Annotated in this window: 13 protein-coding genes; 9 read left to right on the top strand and 4 right to left on the bottom strand. The window is 55.8% G+C overall.

Annotated features, from left to right (window positions below; genetic code table 11):
- Positions 1-30: 30 nt before the first annotated feature.
- The 6 genes from hrpB (at position 31) to fhuB (ending at position 11,363) form a co-directional block, all read left to right on the top strand.
- On the top strand, positions 31-2,460 hold the full coding sequence (gene hrpB, locus VH187_RS02455) for an ATP-dependent helicase HrpB (protein ID WP_329699894.1): 2,430 nt from the start codon (positions 31-33) through the stop codon (positions 2,458-2,460).
- Between the two features lie 124 nt (positions 2,461-2,584).
- Positions 2,585-5,143, top strand: a complete 2,559-nt coding sequence (mrcB, locus tag VH187_RS02450) for a bifunctional glycosyl transferase/transpeptidase (protein WP_329699893.1) — start codon at positions 2,585-2,587, stop codon at positions 5,141-5,143.
- 294 nt (positions 5,144-5,437) lie between these two features.
- Positions 5,438-7,645 (top strand): ferrichrome porin FhuA, encoded by a 2,208-nt coding sequence (gene fhuA, locus VH187_RS02445; protein ID WP_329699892.1) that lies wholly within the window; start codon positions 5,438-5,440, stop codon positions 7,643-7,645.
- A gap of 51 nt (positions 7,646-7,696) precedes the next feature.
- On the top strand, positions 7,697-8,494 hold the full coding sequence (gene fhuC, locus VH187_RS02440; protein ID WP_329699891.1) for a Fe3+-hydroxamate ABC transporter ATP-binding protein FhuC: 798 nt from the start codon (positions 7,697-7,699) through the stop codon (positions 8,492-8,494).
- Positions 8,494-9,384 carry a Fe(3+)-hydroxamate ABC transporter substrate-binding protein FhuD gene (gene fhuD / locus VH187_RS02435; RefSeq protein ID WP_329699890.1) on the top strand — a complete coding sequence of 297 codons (891 nt, stop codon included), beginning with the start codon at positions 8,494-8,496 and terminating at the stop codon, positions 9,382-9,384. The genes fhuC and fhuD overlap by 1 nt, the downstream gene beginning before the upstream one ends.
- Positions 9,381-11,363: a Fe(3+)-hydroxamate ABC transporter permease FhuB gene (fhuB, locus tag VH187_RS02430; protein WP_329699889.1), complete on the top strand. Its 1,983-nt coding sequence runs from the start codon at positions 9,381-9,383 to the stop codon at positions 11,361-11,363. The genes fhuD and fhuB overlap by 4 nt, the downstream gene beginning before the upstream one ends.
- Before the next feature lie 81 nt (positions 11,364-11,444).
- Here the strand turns inward: fhuB and hemL are convergent, their stop codons facing one another.
- Positions 11,445-12,725: a glutamate-1-semialdehyde 2,1-aminomutase gene (hemL, locus tag VH187_RS02425; protein WP_329699888.1), complete on the bottom strand. Its 1,281-nt coding sequence runs from the start codon at positions 12,723-12,725 to the stop codon at positions 11,445-11,447.
- A 179-nt stretch (positions 12,726-12,904) separates the two neighbouring features.
- Here hemL and clcA point away from each other — a divergent pair, with 179 nt between their 5' ends.
- The gene (gene clcA / locus VH187_RS02420) at positions 12,905-14,323 is read left to right on the top strand and encodes a H(+)/Cl(-) exchange transporter ClcA (RefSeq protein ID WP_329699887.1); all 1,419 of its coding nucleotides are present in this window, start codon (positions 12,905-12,907) and stop codon (positions 14,321-14,323) included.
- Between the two features lie 77 nt (positions 14,324-14,400).
- Positions 14,401-14,745, top strand: coding sequence for an iron-sulfur cluster insertion protein ErpA (erpA, locus tag VH187_RS02415; protein WP_329699886.1), 345 nt, complete (start codon positions 14,401-14,403; stop codon positions 14,743-14,745).
- 53 nt (positions 14,746-14,798) lie between these two features.
- On the opposite strand, the gene VH187_RS02410 is transcribed toward erpA, so the two are convergent.
- Genes VH187_RS02410 through mtnN form a run of 3 tightly spaced genes read right to left on the bottom strand, consistent with a single transcriptional unit; the run spans position 14,799 to position 16,928 of the window.
- A complete protein-coding gene (locus VH187_RS02410) occupies positions 14,799-15,422 on the bottom strand; it encodes a TRIC cation channel family protein (RefSeq protein WP_329699885.1) in 624 nt (207 codons plus the stop codon).
- Between the two features lie 14 nt (positions 15,423-15,436).
- Positions 15,437-16,237 (bottom strand): vitamin B12 ABC transporter substrate-binding protein BtuF, encoded by an 801-nt coding sequence (gene btuF, locus VH187_RS02405; RefSeq protein WP_329699884.1) that lies wholly within the window; start codon positions 16,235-16,237, stop codon positions 15,437-15,439.
- On the bottom strand, positions 16,230-16,928 hold the full coding sequence (gene mtnN, locus VH187_RS02400) for a 5'-methylthioadenosine/S-adenosylhomocysteine nucleosidase (RefSeq protein WP_329699883.1): 699 nt from the start codon (positions 16,926-16,928) through the stop codon (positions 16,230-16,232). Before mtnN ends, btuF begins: the two co-directional genes overlap by 8 nt.
- A gap of 74 nt (positions 16,929-17,002) precedes the next feature.
- On the opposite strand from mtnN, the gene dgt reads away from it, so the two are divergent.
- Complete coding sequence (dgt, locus tag VH187_RS02395; RefSeq protein ID WP_329699882.1) at positions 17,003-18,517, top strand: dGTPase; 1,515 nt, start codon at positions 17,003-17,005, stop codon at positions 18,515-18,517.
- The last annotated feature ends 26 nt before the right edge of the window (positions 18,518-18,543 follow it).

Genomic DNA, 18,543 nt, shown 5'->3' with positions numbered 1-18,543 from the left:
GCCATTTAAAGTCACCCACTGGAGCCTTTTGTGTCGTCATTGCCGGTCGCCGTTGTCCTTCCTGAACTTCTTCAGGCGTTAAATGTTGCGCCACAGGTGCTGCTGAACGCGCCCACAGGTGCCGGTAAATCCACCTGGCTGCCACTGCAAATTCTGCAGCAGGGCGGTATCGACGGAAAAATACTTCTGCTGGAACCACGCCGACTAGCGGCGCGGAATGTCGCGCAACGGTTGGCTGAACTGCTGAATGAAAAACCGGGCGACACGGTGGGCTACCGAATGCGTGCAGAAACCTGCGTCGGTAAAAACACCCGAGTAGAAGTGGTCACGGAAGGCATTCTGACGCGCATGATCCAGCGTGATCCCGAACTCAGCGGCGTCGGGTTGGTGATCCTTGATGAATTCCATGAACGCAGTTTGCAGGCCGATCTGGCGCTGGCGCTATTGCTCGACGTGCAACAAGGGCTACGCGACGATTTAAAATTACTGATTATGTCTGCAACGCTGGACAACGTTCGGCTGCAAACGCTGTTACCAGATGCGCCCGTTATTTCCTCTGAGGGACGCGCGTTTCCGGTTGAACGGCGCTATCAGGCGTTGGCCTCCCATCAACGTTTTGATGAAGCGGTTGCCGTGGCGACGGCTGAATTGTTACGCAATGAATCTGGATCGCTGCTGCTGTTTTTACCGGGCGTAGGGGAAATTCAGCGCGTGCAGGAGCAGCTCGCCGGGCGTGTGGGAAGCGATGTAGTGCTTTGCCCACTGTATGGTGCGCTTTCTCTGAGCGACCAACGGAAAGCGATTCTGCCAGCAGAAAAAGGCACGCGTAAAGTGGTGCTGGCGACCAACATCGCCGAAACCAGTCTGACCATCGAAGGCATTCGTCTGGTGGTGGATTGCGCCCAGGAGCGCGTGGCGCGATTTGACCCGCGTACCGGTCTCACGCGCTTAATCACCCAGCGCGTTAGTCAAGCCTCAATGACGCAACGCGCAGGCCGTGCGGGGCGTCTGGAGCCGGGCATCTGTTTGCATCTGCTTGGCAAAGAACAAGCCGAACGCGCCGCCGCACAAGCCGACCCTGAAATATTGCAAAGCGATTTCAGCGGATTGCTACTTGAGCTATTGCAGTGGGGCTGCCAGGATCCGGCGCAATTAAGTTGGCTGGATCAACCGCCCGCGATTAACTTAGCAGCGGCTCGGACGTTGCTCACACAACTCGGTGCTTATGACGGTAAACAACTGACGGCTAAAGGGCAGAAAATGGCGACGCTTGGCAACGATCCGCGTCTGGCTGCAATGTTGATTGCCGCGAAGACAACCGATGACGTCGCAACAGCCGCTAAACTCGCCGCGATTCTCGAAGAGCCTCCGCGCGGGGGCAATGCCGATTTAGGCATGGCCTTTTCCCGCAACCAGCCGAACTGGCAGCAGCGCGCAAAAGCGCTAATTCAACGACTTGATTCTCCTTCCGGTGCGGCTGATGCCGGAAGGATAAGCGTTTTGCTGGCGCAAGGGTTTGCCGATCGCATTGCGCGTCGTCGCGGTCAGGAAGGGCGCTATCAACTGGCAAACGGCATGGGCGCGATGCTCGACGCGGATGATGCGTTAGGACGGCATGAATGGCTGATAGCGCCTTTGCTATTACAGGGCAGTCAGTCGCCCGATGCCCGCATTTTGCAGGCGCAGGCGCTCGATATTGACGCGCTGATGGCGGAATGTCCCGAGCTGTTAAGCCAATCTGACACCATCGAATGGGATGAAAATCAGGGCACGCTGAAAGCCTGGCGGCGCAGTCGTATCGGACAGTTGACGGTGAAAGTGCAGCCGCTGGCGAAACCGTCGGAAGACGAACTGCATCAGGCGATGCTCAACGGGATCCGTGACAAAGGACTTGGCATTCTTAACTGGACGCCGGAAGCGGAACAGCTACGCTTGCGTATTCAGTGCGCTGCCCGCTGGCTGCCGGAAGAAGACTGGCCTGCCGTTGATGATGAATCGCTGCTGGCGGGGCTTGAGTCCTGGCTGTTGCCGCACATGAGCGGTGTGCACTCACTCAAAGCGCTAAAGGCGCTGAATGTCACTCAGGCATTACAGGAGCTGTTGCCGTGGTCTTTACGACAACGTCTGGTGAGTTCGTTACCCACGCATTACACTGTGCCGACCGGGAGCCGGATTGCCCTGCGTTATGATGCGGATAATCCACCGGTTTTGTCGGTGCGGATGCAGGAAATGTTCGGCGAAGCCAGCACGCCAACGATAGCCGAAGGGCGCGTGGCACTGGTGCTGGAGCTGTTATCTCCAGCGCAGCGACCGCTGCAAATTACGCGCGATCTCAGTGCATTTTGGGCGGGGACGTATCGCGAAGTGCAAAAAGAGATGAAAGGGCGTTATCCCAAACATGTCTGGCCGGATGACCCGGCGAACACGGCACCGACGCGGCGAACGAAAAAGTATTCCTAGTTTTCAGATCGCACACCCCTTTCCCTATCAGAAAGGGGCATTATTTTGAGAGATTTCTTCTTTCACTTGATTGTGAAAGAAAAGAGAATCAGGCGCTTACGCCTGAATTTAGCGGAGAAAAAGTATGGCGGGGAATGACCGCGAGCCAATTGGACGTAAAGGCAAGCCTGCACGTCCGGCTAAGCAAAAGGTTAGCCGTCGTCGTCTCGAGGACGATGAGTACGACGACGATTACGAAGATGAGGATGATGAACCCATGCCCCGCAACGGAAAAGGCAAAGGTAATGGCAAAGGCCAAAAACCTCGGCGCAAATACGGCTGGTTCTGGCTGCTGGTAAAACTCGGCATCGTATTTGCGGTGCTGATGGCGATTTACGGCGTCTATCTCGACCAAAAAATTCGCGCCCGCATCGATGGTAAAGTCTGGCAGCTGCCTGCGGCGGTTTACGGTCGCATGGTCAATCTTGAACCGGATATGCCCATCAGCAAGAACGAGATGGTGCGCCTGCTGACCGCGACACAGTACCGCCAGGTGACGGCGATGACCCGTCCGGGCGAGTTTACCGTGCAGGCGAACAGCATCGAGATGATCCGCCGTCCGTTTGATTTCCCGGACAGCAAAGAAGGCCAGGCGCGCGCGCGGCTGACCTTTGACGGCGATCGTCTGGATTCGATCACCAACATGGATAACAACCGCCAGTTCGGTTTCTTCCGTCTCGATCCACGTCTGATCACCATGATGTCGTCGCCGACGGGCGAACAACGCCTGTTCGTGCCGCGCAGTGGCTTCCCGGATCTGCTGATCGACACCCTGATCGCCACCGAAGACCGCCATTTCTACGAGCATGACGGCATCAGCTTCTACTCGATGGGCCGTGCAGTGCTGGCGAACGTTATGGCGGGGCGTACCGTGCAGGGCGCAAGTACCCTGACGCAGCAGTTGGTCAAAAACCTGTTCCTTTCCAGCGAACGCTCCTACTGGCGTAAAGCCAACGAAGCGTACATGGCGCTGATCATGGATGCTCGCTACAGCAAAGACCGTATTCTTGAGCTGTACATGAACGAGGTGTATCTCGGTCAGAGCGGCGACAACGAAATCCGTGGTTTCCCGCTGGCGAGTCTCTATTACTTTGGCCGTCCGGTGGAAGAGCTGAGCCTCGACCAGCAAGCATTGTTGGTGGGCATGGTGAAAGGGGCGTCAATCTACAATCCGTGGCGTAACCCGAAACTGGCGCTGGAGCGTCGTAATCTGGTCCTGCGTCTGCTGCAACAGCAGAAGGTTATTGATCAGGAACTGTACGACATGCTGAGTGCGCGTCCGTTGGGCGTACAGCCGCGCGGTGGTGTGATTTCCCCGCAGCCAGCGTTCATGCAGATGGTGCGTCAGGAGTTGCAGGCGAAGCTCGGCGATAAGGTGAAAGATCTTTCCGGCGTGAAAATCTTTACCACCTTTGATTCCGTGGCGCAGGATGCGGCTGAAAAAGCAGCGACCGAAGGTATTCCGGTGCTGAAGAAACAGCGCAAGCTGAGCGACCTCGAAACCGCGATGGTGATTGTTGACCGTATGACTGGTGAAGTCCGGGCGATGGTCGGTGGCGCGGAGCCGCAGTTTGCGGGCTATAACCGTGCTATGCAGGCGCGCCGTTCGATTGGCTCGCTCGCAAAACCCGCGACCTATCTGACCGCACTGAGCCAGCCGAATATCTATCGTCTGAACACCTGGATTGCCGATGCGCCAGTGACGATTCATCTGTCTAACGGTCAAACCTGGTCGCCGCAGAACGATGATAAGCGCTTCAGCGGGCAGGTCATGCTGGTGGATGCGCTGACCCGTTCGATGAACGTGCCAACGGTCAACCTCGGCATGGCGCTGGGTCTGCCAGCGGTCACTGATACCTGGCAGAAACTGGGGGCGCCGAAAGAGCAGCTCAACGCCGTTCCGGCGATGTTGTTGGGGGCGCTGAACCTGACGCCAATCGAAGTGGCGCAGGCGTTCCAGACCATTGCCAGTGGCGGTAACCGTGCCACGCTTTCAGCGCTGCGTTCCGTCATTGCCGAAGACGGCACGGTGCTCTACCAGAGCTATCCGCAGGCTGAACGCGCCGTTCCGGCACAGGCCGCGTACATGACGCTGTGGACGATGCAGCAGGTTGTGCAGCGTGGTACGGGTCGCCAGCTTGGCGCGAAATACCCGAACCTGCATCTGGCCGGTAAAACCGGGACCACCAACAACAATGTCGATACCTGGTTTGCCGGCATTGACGGACGTGAAGTGGTGATCACCTGGGTCGGCCGTGATAACAACCAGCCAACCAAGCTGTACGGCGCCAGCGGGGCGATGTCCATCTATCAACGCTATCTTTCCAACGAAACGCCGATCCCTCTGGATCTGACAGCGCCGGAAGATATCGTCAATATGAGCGTGGACGACAACGGCAACTTTATCTGTGACGGGGCGGGTATGCGGCAGTTGCCGGTGTGGACCACAGATCCGGATCAGCTGTGCCAGCAGAGCCAGGCGATGCAGCAGCAGTTGCAGCAACAGCAGCAGGATGCCAATCCGTTTGGCGGTTCGACGCAACAGCAGCCTCAGCAACCGCAGCAGCAACAGCAACAGCCAGCGAAGCAAGAGAAAAGCGATGGCGTTGCAGGCTGGATCAAAGATATGTTTGGCAGCAACTAAGCCAATTGACCCCTTCACCGCAGGGTGAAGGGGTTTTGTAGGCCGGGCAAATGCAGTACCGCCCGGCGAAAAGCCCGGTGGCGCTATGTTTACCGGGTCTACATTTTCCCCAACTGCGGTTTTTTTTAACCTCGCCATAACTCCCCATCAACCATCAGGTTATTTTTTAAACCCTCAATTCAGCCAGGGATGTATTCCGCTTGCTATGACTTCCGCGTTTCGCCTATTATTCTGCGGGCATAATAATAATTCTCGTTTACGTTATCATTCACTCAATATCATCAGAGAAAAATAATGGCGCGTCTCAACACTGCTCAGCCAACAAATACCTCGCTGCGCAAGCTCGCAGTGGTAGTAGCCACAGCGGTCGGCGGCATGTCTGCTTTTGCACAAGCGGCAACACAACCGAAAGAAGAAACCATCACCGTGACGGCAGCACCTGTCGCACAGGAAAGCGCGTGGGGTCCATCTCCGACCATCGCGGCTAAACACTCTGCCACCGCCACCAAAACCGATACGCCAATCGAAAAGACGCCACAGTCGATTTCGGTCGTGACGCGTGAAGAAATGGACATGAAGCAGCCGACCACGGTAAAAGAAGCGCTGGCCTATACGCCAGGCGTCTTTGCGACTCGCGGCAGCTCTACGACCTATGACGTCGTGTCTATTCGTGGCTTCACCACCTCTTCAACGGTCAACACCAACCAGTACCTCGACGGCATGAAACTTCAGGGCGATAACTACTCTGAAATGTCGATGGACCCGTATTTCCTGGAACGCGTGGAAGTGATGCGCGGTCCGGTTTCCGTTCTGTACGGAAAAAGTAACCCAGGCGGGATTGTCAGCATGGTCAGCAAGCGTCCGACCACTGAGCCGCTGAAAGAAGTGCAGTTCAAAATGGGCACTGACAATCTGTGGCAGACCGGTTTTGATTTCAGCGATGCGATTGATGACGATGGCGTGTGGTCTTACCGCCTGACCGGTCTCGGCAGCAGCCAGAACGCGCAGCAGGAAATGGTGAAATCCACCCGTTATGCGATTGCACCGTCCTTTAGCTGGCGTCCGGATGACAAAACCGATTTCACCTTCCTGAGCAACTTCCAGAGCGACCCGAATGCGGGTTATTACGGCTGGTTGCCGCGTGAAGGGACCGTCGTGCCGTATCATGATGCGAATGGCAATGAACATAAATTGCCAACCGATTTCAACGAAGGCGATCCAGACAATAAAATGTCTCGCCGTCAGAAGATGGTGGGCTACAGCTTCGCGCATGAATTTAATGACACCTTCACCGTGCGCCAGAACCTGCGTTACGCCGAAGTGAACACACTGTACCGTTCCGTTTATGGTAATGGTTATATTGCGCCAGGCCAGATAAGCCGTGCGTATGTGCGTTCTGATGAACAGCTGAACTCGTTCACCGTTGATAACCAGTTGCAGTCTAAATTCGCAACCGGCCCGGTGGATCACACCTTGCTGACTGGTGTCGATTACATGCGTATGCGTAATGACGTCGATGCTGACTACGGTTCTGCTGATCCGATCAGTATGCAGGATCCGCAATACAACAACCCGAACATCAACGTGACGTTCCCGTATGCAGTGCTGAACCGTCAGGAACAAACCGGCGCATATGTTCAGGACCAGGCAGAATGGGATAAGTGGGTGCTTACTGTTGGTGGTCGCTATGATTACGCAAAAACGTCTACCCTGACGCGTGCCTCAAATACCACTGCCGAAGTTAATGACCACAAGTTTACCTGGCGCGGTGGTCTGAACTATCTGTTCGACAACGGCATCTCTCCGTACTTTAGCTACAGCGAATCCTTCGAGCCTGTTTCGGGCGCGACCATGGGCGGTAAACCGTTCAATCCGTCGAACGGGAAGCAGTACGAAGGCGGTGTGAAGTACGTGCCGAAAGATATGCCTGTGGTGCTGACGGCGGCGGTTTATCAATTGACCAAAGACGGCAACCTGACGGCGGATCCGAGCGCACCGACCAGCGGCTTTAGCGTTCAGGGCGGCGAAATTCGTTCCCGTGGCCTTGAGCTTGAAGCGAAAGCGGCGGTGAATGCCAATATCAACGTCACGGCGTCCTATACCTATACCGATGCGAAATACACGCAGGATACCTGGTATGAAGGCAAACGTCCGGCAGAGATCCCTCGCAACATGGCTTCTCTGTGGGCGGATTACACCTTCCACGAAACGGCCCTCAGTGGTTTGACTATCGGCGCAGGCACTCGTTACATTGGCAACACCGTGAGCTATTACTCGGCGAACTCACCGAAAGCGTATGAGTCGTTCAACGTAGCGGGTTACATGCTGGCGGATGCGACCATCAAGTACGATTTGGCTCGTCTCGGCCTGCCAGGTTCGTCAGTTGGTGTGAACGTGAACAACCTGTTTGACCGCGAGTACGTTTCCAGCTGTTACAGCGAATATGCGTGCTACTGGGGCTCCGAGCGTCAGGTTGTGGCAACAGCCACCTTCCGTTTCTAATCTCGTCATTAGGCGCGGGTTTTCCGCGCCATTTTTAACAAGTTGGCCGTTATGCAGGACACCACAACTCAGACCGACACCACGTTCGCCCTGAACGATGTCGCTTTTCGTGTACCAGGCCGTACGCTGTTGCACCCGCTTTCGCTGACCTTTCCACCCGGCAAAGTCACTGGCCTTATCGGTCATAACGGCTCGGGAAAATCCACGCTACTGAAAATGCTCGGTCGCCATCAGCCGCCTTCTGAAGGCGATATTTTGCTGGATGGTCAACCACTCGAAAGCTGGAACAGCAAAGCCTTCGCGCGCAAAGTGGCGTATCTGCCACAGCAGTTACCGCAGGCGGAAGGGATGACAGTGCGCGAACTGGTGGCGATTGGTCGTTATCCGTGGCACGGAGCGTTAGGCCGTTTTGGCGTAGCGGATCGTGAGAAAGTGGAAGAGGCGATTGCGTTGGTCGGCCTGAAACCGCTGGCGCATCGTCTGGTGGACAGCTTGTCCGGCGGAGAGCGTCAGCGGGCGTGGATTGCGATGCTGGTGGCACAGGACAGCCGTTGTTTGCTGCTTGATGAACCGACGTCAGCACTGGATATTGCCCACCAGGTCGACGTGCTGGCGCTGGTGCATCGTCTTAGTCAGCAGCGTGGATTAACGGTTATCGCGGTATTGCATGACATCAACATGGCGGCGCGTTATTGCGATTATTTGGTCGCATTGCGCGGCGGTGAAATGATTGCTCAGGGCACACCGGAAACCCTGATGCGCAGTGAAACGCTGGAACACATTTACGGCATTCCGATGGGGATCCTGCCGCACCCGGCAGGCGCGGCCCCGGTAAGTTTTGTTTATTGATGAATGATTCTCTCCTGATTAGCCGTCGTCGTTTACTGACGGCGATGGCGCTGTCGCCTCTGTTGTGGCAGATGAAAAGTGCGCACGCAGCGACGGTAGATCCGCATCGCATTGTGGCCCTCGAATGGCTCCCGGTCGAACTGTTGCTGGCGCTGGGCGTGACGCCTTACGGCGTGGCTGATATTCCCAATTACAACCTGTGGGTCAATGAACCGGGGTTACCTGCGTCGGTGATCGATGTTGGCCTGCGTACTGAACCGAATCTCGAACTGCTGACCGAAATGAAACCGTCGTACATGGTGTGGTCGGCAGGTTATGGCCCGTCGCCGGAAAAACTGGCGCGTATCGCCCCCGGGCGCGGCTTCAATTTCAGTGATGGTAAACACCCACTCACCAACGCCCGCCAGTCCTTGACCGAAATGGGCAAATTGCTGGGTATGGAAAACCAGGCGCGCGATCACCTGAATCACTTTGATGATTTTGTGGCGCAGCATAAACCGCGTTTTGCCGCCCGTGGCAGCCGTCCGTTACTGATGGTCACGCTGCTCGATGCCCGTCATATGCTTGCTTTCGGTCCGAACTGTTTGTTCCAGCAAATTCTTGATGACTACGGGATCGTTAACGCCTGGCAGAGCGAAACTAACTTCTGGGGCAGCCAGGTTGTGGGCATTGATCGACTCGGCGAGTTTAAAGATGTGGACGTGATTTGCTTCGATCACGGCAACGAAGCCGAGATGCAAAAACTGATGGCGACGCCGCTGTGGCAGGCGATGCCATTCGTACGGCAGCAGCGTTTCCAGCGTGTGCCTGCCGTATGGTTCTACGGTGCGACGCTGTCGGTGATGAATTTCGTGCGCATTCTTGATAATGCGTTGGGAGGCAAGGCATGAGCCAGCGCATAGCGCGTTTCCCGGCGTTGCTGCTTCTGCTGTTGTTTATCGCTTCGGCGTGGCTGAGCTGGCACAACTTCAATGTGGCGTTGCCGCGTGCGCAGTGGCGCGAGGCGCTGTGGCAGCCGAACGTCGACAGTATACGCCAGATGTTATTCCACTACAGTTTGCTGCCACGAGTGGTGGTTTCGCTGCTTGTAGGTGCTGGACTTGGGCTGGTGGGCGTGCTGTTCCAGCAGGTGCTGCGAAATCCGTTGGCTGAGCCGACAACGCTTGGTGTCGCAACGGGCGCGCAACTGGGCATTACCTTTACCACTTTGTGGGCGCTGCCGGGCGCATTCACTACGCAATTTGCTGCACTGGCAGGAGCCTGCGTGGTCGGGGCTCTAGTCTTCGGCGTATCCTGGGGAAAACGGCTTTCGCCAGTGACGCTGATCCTCGCGGGGTTAGTGGTCAGCATGTACTGCGGTGCGGTCAATCAACTGCTGGTTTTGTTCCATCATGACCAGTTGCAAAGCATGTTCCTCTGGAGTTCCGGCACGCTGACGCAAACCGACTGGGGCGTCGTGCAACATCTTTGGCCACAGTTGCTCGGCGGGGTGATGTTGACGCTGCTGCTGTTACGTCCGTTAACGTTGATGGGGCTTGATGATGGCGTCGCGCGGAATTTAGGCCTGGCATTGTCACTCGCTCGCCTTGGTGCGTTGACGCTGGCGATTGTGATCAGTGCGCTGCTGGTAAACGCTGTCGGGATCATCGGTTTTATTGGCCTGTTTGCGCCACTGCTGGCGAAAATGCTCGGCGCACGGCGTTTGCTCTCCCGTTTGATGCTGGCCCCGCTGATTGGGGCGTTAATCCTCTGGCTTTCCGACCAGCTGATTTTGTGGCTGTCCCAGGTGTGGATGGAAGTCTCTACCGGTTCAGTGACCGCATTGATTGGCGCGCCGCTATTGCTGTGGCTGTTGCCACGACTGCGCAGCATCAGCGCTCCGGCAATGGACGCGGGCGATCGTGTGGCGGTAGAACGTCAGCGAGTGCTGGCGTGGTCGCTGGCGGCGCTGGGCTTACTTCTGCTCGGTATGTTGGTGGCCGTATCGCTTGGGCGTGATACGCATGGTTGGCATTGGGCCAGCGGTGATTTGCTGAATGCGTTGATGGAATGGCGTGCGCCCCGCATTCTGGCGGCGCTGGTCGCCGGGATGATGCTGGCGGTGGCGGGCTGTATTATTCAGCGTCTGACCGGCAACCCGATGGCAAGCCCGGAAGTGCTGGGTATTTCCTCCGGCGCGGCGTTTGGCGTGGTGTTGATGCTGTTCTTTGTGCCAGGCAATGCTTTCGGCTGGCTGCTGCCTGCGGGCAGTCTCGGGGCGGCGGTGACATTGATGATCATCCTGATTGCTTCCGGGCGCGGCGGGTTTTCCCCGCATCGAATGTTGTTAGCCGGGATGGCGCTCAGCACGGCATTCACCATGTTGCTGATGATGTTGCAGGCGAGCGGCGATCCACGGATGGCGCAGATCCTGACCTGGATTTCCGGTTCGACCTATAACGCCTCTTATCAGCAGGTCTGGCACACCGGGATCGTGATGATGGTGTTGCTGGCGCTGGCGCCGTTTTGCCGCCGTTGGCTAACGATTTTACCGCTCGGCGGGGATACCGCGCGTGCCGTGGGCATCGCGTTAACGCCAACACGCATTGCGCTACTGTTGCTGGCGGCCAGTCTGACTGCGGCGGCAACCATGACCATCGGTCCGTTGAGTTTCATCGGCCTGATGGCACCGCATATCGCGCGCATGATGGGCTTTCGTCGAACGATGCCGCACATGATTCTTTCTGCATTAGTGGGGGGGATTTTGTTGGTGTTCGCGGACTGGTGTGGACGGATGGTGCTGTTCCCGTACCAAATTCCGGCCGGGTTGCTGTCGACGTTTATCGGTGCGCCGTATTTTATTTATTTGTTGAGAAAACAGAGTCGGTAATAAAAGCAAAACGGCAACCGAGGGTTGCCGTTTTGCTTTTTGTTGGCCGGGTAGGGCGTTAACCGCCACCCGGCACCACGATTACAATTTGGCAAACACCTTACGCGCGGCGTCGATGGTGTTGTTGATATCCTGCTCGCTGTGCGCCACAGACATGAAGCCCGCTTCGAACGCGGACGGTGCCAGATACACGCCTTCTTCCAGCATCAGATGGAAGAACTTCTTGAAGCGTTCCACGTCGCATTTCACCACGTCCTGGTAACAGGTCACGGTTTTCGCGTCGGTGAAGAAAATGCCGAACATGCCGCCGACGTTATTTACCACCAATGGAACGCCCGTTTCGCGTGCTGCGCGCAACAGACCGTCAGCCAACTGATTGGTCAGACTGGTCAGGGTTTCATGCACGCCAGGCTGTGCCACTTCGCTCAGGCAGGCAAAACCGGCTGCCATTGCAATCGGGTTACCGGAAAGCGTACCCGCCTGATAAACCGGGCCGGTTGGGGCCAGCGCTTCCATCACGTCACGACGACCACCAAATGCACCCACTGGCATCCCGCCGCCGATGATTTTGCCAAGACAGGTCAGGTCAGGAACAACGTTGTAGTGATCCTGCGCGCCCGCCAGTGCCACACGGAAGCCGGTCATCACTTCATCGATGATAAACAGTGCGCCAAATTCATCACACAGCGCACGCAGGCCCGGAAGGAAATCCGGCTCTGGTGGAATGCAGTTCATGTTGCCTGCAACCGGCTCGACGATGATACAGGCGATATCCTGCGGGTATTGCTCGAACGCTTCACGCACCGAAGCCAGATCGTTATAGGTGCAGGTCAGGGTGTGTTTGGCGAAATCAGCCGGCACGCCCGGGGAGTTTGGCTGGCCCAGCGTCAACGCGCCAGAACCGGCTTTCACCAGCAGGCAATCGGCGTGGCCGTGATAGCAGCCTTCGAATTTGATGATTTTGTCACGCCCGGTAAAACCGCGAGCCAGACGGATGGCGCTCATGGTCGCTTCCGTACCGGAGTTCACCATGCGTACCATGTCCATGGTCGGCACCAGTTCGGTGACCAGTTCCGCCATTTTGACTTCCATCTCGGTCGGCGCGCCGAAGCTTAAGCCACGTGAAGCCGCTTCAATCACCGCATTACGGATAGCAGGGTGGTTGTGGCCCAGCACCATCGGGCCCCAGGAACCGACGTAATCGACGTAGACTTTGCCGTCCACATCGTATAAATAGGCGCCATCAGCACGTTCGATAAACAGCGGAGTGCCGCCGACGCCGGTAAAGGCGCGAACCGGCGAGTTAACACCGCCGGGGATCAATTCACGTGCCGCGCTGTACAGATTCTCAGATTTACTCATTGCGAGGTTCCTGGTTCGTAGAAAGCTTGTTAGCCGACTATTCTAAGTTATTCCCGGAAGGTTATGAAAGTTTTGCCCAATTGAAACAATGTAATAATGAAGGAACTTTAACGCGACGTACCCCCTTTTGGGTGGGTACAATGCAATCTGCGATTTTTCCTGGCAATAATGATAATGGCATGAAACCAGAAACTCCCTCTTTTGAATCACAGCAAATCGTTCGTCTGCGCCGCGGAGATGCGGTACGCCGTTTAGTTCGTAGGGATAAAACACCGTTAGCCATTCTTCTGATGGCTGCCGTTGTCGGTACGCTGGCGGGGCTGGTGGGTGTGGCTTTTGAGAAAGCCGTAAACTGGGTTCAGCACCTGCGGATCGGTTCGCTGTCCCACGTCGAGAACCATTGGTTTTTAGTCTGGCCGCTGGCCTTCATTCTCTCCGGATTGCTGGCGATGGTTGGCTATTATCTGGTGCGTCGCTTTGCGCCGGAAGCGGGCGGTTCGGGCATTCCTGAAATTGAAGGCGCGCTGGAAGAATTACGCCCGGTACGCTGGTGGCGTGTCATCCCGGTGAAATTTATCGGTGGCATGGGCACGCTGGGCGCGGGGATGGTGCTTGGTCGAGAAGGCCCGACAGTGCAGCTCGGCGGTAATATCGGGCGTATGGTGCTTGATATCTTCCGCCTGCGCACCGCAGAAGCGCGACATTCTCTTTTGGCAACCGGTGCGGCGGCGGGTCTGGCGGCGGCTTTTAACGCGCCGCTGGCGGGGATCCTCTTTATCATCGAAGAGATGCGTCCGCAGTTTCGTTACAACCTGATTTCCATCAAAGCCGTGTTTATCGGCGTGATTATGTCGAGCGTCGTGTTCCGCATCTTTAATGGCGAAACCGCGGTGATTGAGGTGGGAAAACTCGCCAATGCGCCGGTTAATACGCTGTGGCTTTATCTGGTTTTAGGGATGATCTTCGGCTGTGTCGGCCCGTTGTTTAACGCGCTGGTGCTACGTACGCAGGATATGTTCCAGCGTATTCACGGTGGCGATATCAAAAAGTGGGTATTGATTGGTGGCCTGCTGGGCGGCGTCTGTGGCTTGCTCGGGCTGATAACGCCAGAAGCCGCAGGTGGTGGCTTCAATCTGATTCCTGTCGCGGCAGCGGGTAATTATACCGTTGGTCTGCTGATGTTTATCTTTATTGCTCGCGTAATCACGACGCTGCTGTGCTTCGGTTCGGGCGCGCCAGGCGGGATTTTCGCGCCGATGCTGGCGTTGGGTACACTGTCAGGTACCGCGTTTGGTATGGCGGCCACGGCCTGGTTCCCGGCCTATCATCTGGAGCCTGGGACGTTTGCGATTGCGGGGATGGGCGCGCTGTTTGCCGCTTCAGTACGTGCGCCGCTCACCGGGATCGTGCTTGTTCTGGAAATGACCGACAATTATCAGCTCATTTTGCCAATGATTATTACCTGTCTTGGCGCAACACTATTAGCCCAGTTCCTTGGCGGAAAACCGCTCTATTCCTCGATCCTGACCCGCACGTTAGCGAAGCAGGAAGCGGAAAATGCGGCGAAAGAGAAACCGCCCGTCGGGGAGAATACTTGAACGATTTAGTCAGGTATTGGATAATGAGTAAAAGACCCGGCGAGACTTTAGGCCTAGCGAATTAACTGGAGTATGAAATGAGTGATGACGTAGCGCTGCCCCTGCAGTTTACTGATGCGGCTGCCAGCAAAGTAAAAAACCTGATTGCGGATGAAGAAAATCCGGACCTGAAACTGCGCGTCTATATCACTGGCGGTGGTTGCAGCGGATTCCAGTACGGCTTCACCTTCGACGATAAGATCAACGAAGGGGATATGACCATCGAGAAACAGGGTGTTGGCCTGGTGGTTGACCCGATGAGCCTGCAATATCTGGTGGGCGGTTCGGTGGACTACACCGAAGGTCTGGAAGGTTCACGTTTCATCGTGACCAATCCGAACGCCAAAAGCACCTGCGGGTGTGGTTCTTCGTTCAGCGTCTGAGTTATTCAGCCGTCGAAACAAAAAAGCCGTGTTATCAACAACACGGCTTTTTGCTATCTGGCATTCTCGTCTAACGCAAAAGTCGGCAACTTCAAATGCCAGCGTATTGCCGCCAGACGTATCGCAAGCGTCACCAGCATCCCGAACATAGCCGCATTTTCCAGCGAAACGTTAAACGTGTAGTGCGCCGTGGCGTGAACAATCCCCCCGAGAATACAGGCGGTGGCGTAAATCTCCGTGCGCAGGATCATCGGTATTTCACGTGCCAGCACGTCACGAATAATCCCGCCGCCCACGCCCGTGATCACGCCCATGCAGATGGCGACCAGCGGTCCGCTTCCGGCGACAAAGGCTTTGTTTACGCCTATACCGACGAACACCGCCAGACCGACGGCATCCAGTACCGGTAAAATCCATTTTGGTATCCGGCGCGGTTGGCGCACCAACAGAATAGTCAGCATGCTGGTGACCATCGCCACGACCAGATCGGTGGGGTCTTTCACCCAGAATACCGGGCCATTTGCGAGTGCCATATCGCGTATCGTGCCGCCGCCCACGGCGGTGACGACGCCAAGCACCAGCACGCCAAAAGGATCCATGCGCAGTTTCCCGGCTAACAACACGCCAGAGATGGCAAATACGGCTGTGCCCACTATATCCAGCCAATAGACAAGCATTGATGCGTTTCCCGTTAATTGACCTGCGCCATTGCGGTGCAGAGTTGTTTTGCGGCGAGGATAATACGCGGGGAGGCGCGTTCAAACCAGTCGCTGTTGACGGGAATCACCGGAATGTTGAGCTGACCATGCCAATACTGCCCAATTTTCGCCGCTTCTGCCTCGCCACCTGCGGTGATAATTAATTGTGGCTGGCGTGCAAGCACCTGCTCGCGACTCACCTGCGGCCACGGCACACGGCTGTCAGCAAAGAGATTGGTTCCCCCGCAGGCCTCAATCACTTCATTCTGGATCGAATCTTTATTACTGGTAAACAACGGGTTAGTGCCAAATTGCAAGAATACCGTTTTTTTCGGGGTATTAGCGTGCGCTCGCTTGAGCAGGTTGAAATCCTGCAGCAACGTCTGCGCCGCCTGCGTTGCCTGTTGAGGTTTTGGGCTCAAGGCCGCGAGCTGTTGCAGAGTGCTGGCGATTTGCTCGACGCTGCCCGTTTCCACCCACATTACCTTAATGCCGAGCGCACTGAGCTGATTGACTTGTCGTTCGGCGTTGCCACCTCGCCACGCCAGCACAACATCGGGCTTGAGGGCCACGATGCGTTCCAGATTCATCCCTTGCCAACTGGCAATTTCTTCAATGCCTGCGGCCTGTGGGGGATAATTAGAAAAAGCGCTTACGCCGACGGGCGTGATGCCTGCGGCGAAAGCCAGTTCGGTGTTGGCAGGGGAGAGGGTGATAACCCTCGGCGCGGCAATCAGCCACGCCGGAAGGGACAACAGCAGGGCGAAAATGCCCGATGTCAGAGACTTATGCATTCGCCAGTTTCTGGACCAGCGTTTCCACCATCAGGCTGGACTGTTTCGCCGCCACGGCAAGGAACTCGTCAAAGCTCAGATGTGACTGCTGATCGGCCACGTCAGAAATGGCGCGAACCACTACAAATGGCAGGCCGAAGTTATGGCATACGTGGGCGATGGCGGTGGCTTCCATTTCAACGGCAACGGCCTGAGGGAAGTTGTGGCGGATTTTCGCCAGACCCACGGAACCGTTGATGAACGAATCACCGCTAACGATAAGCCCGCGTACTGCGTTCAGATTAAGATGTTTGATGCAGCTTTCGGCGGCTTCAATCAGTTTTGAGTCGGCGGCGAACCCGGCCGGGCAGCCCGGAAGTTGACCATATTCATAGCCAAATGCGGTAACGTCAGCATCGTGGTAGCGTGCTTCATCCGACACCACGATATCGCCCACTTTCAACGATGACGCAAGGCCGCCTGCGGAACCGGTGTTGATGATGGCGTCGGGTTTGCAGCGCTCAATCAGCAGGGCGGCACCCATCGCGGCAGCCACTTTGCCGATCCCTGATTTCAGCAGCGCAACATCAGCGCCGTTCAACTGGCCGGTATAAATTTCGCTCCCGCCCACGGTGAGGGTCTGACGGTTCTGGATTTTGTCACGCAGCAGCGTCACTTCTTCTTCCATTGCACCAATAATGCCGATTTTCATAGATTTACTCGCGATGTGATGGGTTTAAAGGCATAGTTTATCATGGAGCTCGCATTTCCGGACCGGGAGAGGCTATGGCCGTAATTGATTTTCGCAAAAAGATAAACTGGCGTCGACGTTATCGCTCGCCGCAAAACGCCGTGACAGAGCATGAGATCCTGCGTATTTTCGAAAGCGATCGCGGGCGAATCATCAACTCTCCGGCCATTCGTCGATTGCAGCAGAAAACGCAGGTCTTTCCCCTGGAGCGTAACGCAGCGGTGCGCACGCGTCTGACGCATTCAATGGAAGTACAGCAGGTCGGGCGCTATATCGCCAAAGAAGTGTTGAGTCGCCTGAAACAGCGCAAGCTGCTTGAGGTATATGGCCTGGACGATTTAACCGGACCGTTCGAAAGCATTGTTGAAATGGCCTGCCTGATGCACGACATTGGCAACCCACCATTTGGTCATTTCGGCGAAGCGGCGATTAATGATTGGTTCCGTCAGCGCCTGTGGCCCACCGATGCGGCCAGCCAGCCTTTAAGCGAAGACCGCTGCCTTGTCAGTTCCCTGCGTTTGCGCGACGGTGAAGACACGCTGAATGAATTACGTCGCCGGGTCAGACAAGATCTTTGCCAGTTTGAAGGCAACGCCCAGGGGATTCGCCTGGTGCATACCTTGATGCGTATGAATCTCACATGGTCGCAGGTGGGGTGCATTCTTAAGTACACCCGCCCTGCGTGGTGGCGTGGCAATCCGCCAGAAAGTCACAGCTATTTAATGAAGAAACCCGGCTACTACTTTTCTGAAGAGGCCTATATTGAGCGGTTACGTAAAGAACTCGATTTAGCCCCTTACAGTCGCTATCCATTGACGTGGATTATGGAAGCCGCCGACGATATTTCTTATTGCGTGGCGGATCTGGAAGATGCAGTAGAGAAACGCATTTTTACGGTAGAGCAACTTTATCAGCACTTGCATGACGCATGGGGCGCTCATGAAAAAGGTTCCCTGTTCTCACAAGTGGTCGAAAACGCATGGGATAAATCTCGTTCTAATACCCTGAGCCGTAGCACTGAAGATCAGTTCTTTATGTATTTGCGGGTCAATACGCTGAATAAACTGGTGCCGTTCGCCGCACAGCGATTTATCGATAATCTGTCGCAGATATATGCGGGCGACTTCAATCATGCATTGCTGGAAGATGGCAGCGATTACAGCCAGCTCCTTGAGTTATATAAAAACGTCGCCATAAAACAGGTGTTCTGTCATCCGGATGTTGAGCAGTTAGAGTTGCAAGGATATCGCGTGATCAGCGGCTTGCTGGAGATCTATCAACCGCTGTTGAAATTATCCCTTGCCGATTTTAACGAGCTGGTGGAAAAAGAGCGTTTGCGGCATTTGCCGATTGAAAGTCGTCTGTTCCAGAAACTTTCTACGCGCCATCGGTTGGCCTATGTAGAAGCGGTAAATAAAATCCCGCGCGACGCCACGGAGTATCCGGTCATGGAGTACTATTATCGCTGTCGCCTGATTCAGGATTATATCAGTGGCATGACCGATCTCTATGCATGGGATGAATACCGCCGACTGATGGCCGTGGAATAACGTCGGAGTTTTGTAAAGACGGACAA

This window comes from Scandinavium sp., assembly GCF_036271055.1.
Lineage (GTDB): Bacteria > Pseudomonadota > Gammaproteobacteria > Enterobacterales > Enterobacteriaceae > Scandinavium.
This window is presented reverse-complemented; position numbering and strand designations above follow the sequence as displayed.

Coding starts and splice junctions, on each gene's coding strand:
- clcA (WP_329699887.1), top strand. CDS start 12,905: ATGAAACCAGAAACTCCCTCTTTTGAATCACAGCAAATCGTTCGTCTG.
- fhuA (WP_329699892.1), top strand. CDS start 5,438: ATGGCGCGTCTCAACACTGCTCAGCCAACAAATACCTCGCTGCGCAAG.
- btuF (WP_329699884.1), bottom strand. CDS start 16,237: ATGCATAAGTCTCTGACATCGGGCATTTTCGCCCTGCTGTTGTCCCTT.
- mrcB (WP_329699893.1), top strand. CDS start 2,585: ATGGCGGGGAATGACCGCGAGCCAATTGGACGTAAAGGCAAGCCTGCA.
- mtnN (WP_329699883.1), bottom strand. CDS start 16,928: ATGAAAATCGGCATTATTGGTGCAATGGAAGAAGAAGTGACGCTGCTG.
- fhuB (WP_329699889.1), top strand. CDS start 9,381: ATGAGCCAGCGCATAGCGCGTTTCCCGGCGTTGCTGCTTCTGCTGTTG.
- VH187_RS02410 (WP_329699885.1), bottom strand. CDS start 15,422: ATGCTTGTCTATTGGCTGGATATAGTGGGCACAGCCGTATTTGCCATC.
- erpA (WP_329699886.1), top strand. CDS start 14,401: ATGAGTGATGACGTAGCGCTGCCCCTGCAGTTTACTGATGCGGCTGCC.
- fhuC (WP_329699891.1), top strand. CDS start 7,697: ATGCAGGACACCACAACTCAGACCGACACCACGTTCGCCCTGAACGAT.
- fhuD (WP_329699890.1), top strand. CDS start 8,494: ATGAATGATTCTCTCCTGATTAGCCGTCGTCGTTTACTGACGGCGATG.
- hemL (WP_329699888.1), bottom strand. CDS start 12,725: ATGAGTAAATCTGAGAATCTGTACAGCGCGGCACGTGAATTGATCCCC.
- dgt (WP_329699882.1), top strand. CDS start 17,003: ATGGCCGTAATTGATTTTCGCAAAAAGATAAACTGGCGTCGACGTTAT.